We start from the raw sequence: 1161 nt of genomic DNA, 5'->3' as shown, positions 1-1161 counted from the left end.
GCGGCGCCCCCCCCCCCCCCCGCGGGGGGGGGGGGGGGGGGGGCGCCCGCCCCCCCCCCCCCCCCCCCCCCGCGGTACGAGGTGCAGGCGAACAACGCGGGCACCCAGAACGCCGGGATCGCCACAGTGCACACGTACACCGGCCTGACCAACGGGACCCAGTACCGGTTCCGGGTCCGCGCGTGCAACCAGTTCGACTGCTCCGCGTGGGTGGACGCGCCCGAGGCGGTGACCCCGTACACGACACCGGGGGCACCGTCCGTGCAGTACATCCGCAGCGACGTCGACGCCGGCGTCTTCCAGATGGACTTCCCGTCGAACACGGGCGGCGAGTCCGTCGACCGGATGGTGTACGACAAGAGCGGCGACTGGTCGGGCTCGGGGGAGACCGCCGCGGCGTCGCAGCAGATCGGCACAGACGAGGCGTACAACAAGACGTACACGCTGACGGTGCGTGCGTGCAACGCGGCCGGTTGCGGTCCCGCGGCGTCGGCCACGGGCAGCACCGACCCCGTGCCGATCCGGGCGGTACTCGTCCACAAGGCGCCGGGGGCGACCGAGGTTCAGCTCAACGTGCGGTACGCGGACCCGAACACGGCCTTCACGGCCGTCTGCTACAAGGCGACGAGCGGTGGCCGAGTGGCCCTCACGGGCACGCTCACCACGGCCTCAGACGGCACCCCGCTGCAGACCGACGCCGAGGGAGACTTCGGCGCGGCATACATCGCCTGCAGGCCCGCGGCCGGTGAGGAGGTGTTCGTGGTGACGGACAGGTGGGGGGAGAGCAACCACATCACGTGGTGAGGGGAGATGCGCCGGTGGGGAATTCTCCCCACGGTGAGATGGGGCAAATCGCCCTGTCACCCGATAGGGTGCAGCAGCGCCTGCGTGCGCCGATCCCGGGGTGGGGAGATCGACGGAGGGTAAGGGGTGGGCTTCTTGTCGCACGTCTACGGCAACCGGCGGAGTGTGGCGTCCGCAGGCGTCGTGACGCTCTTCGCCGGCGCGATCGTGGGCCTCGCGCTCACCTATGACGGTGAGGCGACCGCGGACGTCAACCTCAACGACTCGGGTGTGTGGGTCACGAAGACCTCGGCCGGCCTGCTCGGCCGGTTCAACTACGAGGCGCAGGCCCTCGACGGGACGCTGCTCGCGGGCTCC

The 1161-nt window shown here is 71.6% G+C and carries 2 protein-coding genes; both read left to right on the top strand.

The window, feature by feature from the left end; all coding sequences use genetic code 11:
- Window positions 1-81: 81 nt before the first annotated feature.
- The gene (locus L1785_RS00010; RefSeq protein ID WP_236087061.1) at window positions 82-804 is read left to right on the top strand and encodes a fibronectin type III domain-containing protein; all 723 of its coding nucleotides are present in this window, start codon (window positions 82-84) and stop codon (window positions 802-804) included.
- A 126-nt stretch (window positions 805-930) separates the two neighbouring features.
- On the top strand, window positions 931-1161 hold a 231-nt coding region (locus L1785_RS00005), incomplete at its 3' end, for a hypothetical protein (RefSeq protein ID WP_236087060.1).

Origin of the sequence: Antribacter soli, assembly GCF_021568775.1 — a bacterium.
Taxonomy (GTDB): domain Bacteria; phylum Actinomycetota; class Actinomycetes; order Actinomycetales; family Cellulomonadaceae; genus Antribacter; species Antribacter soli.
Note: the sequence above shows the minus strand (reverse complement) of the source record. Positions and strands in the feature narration are given on the sequence as shown.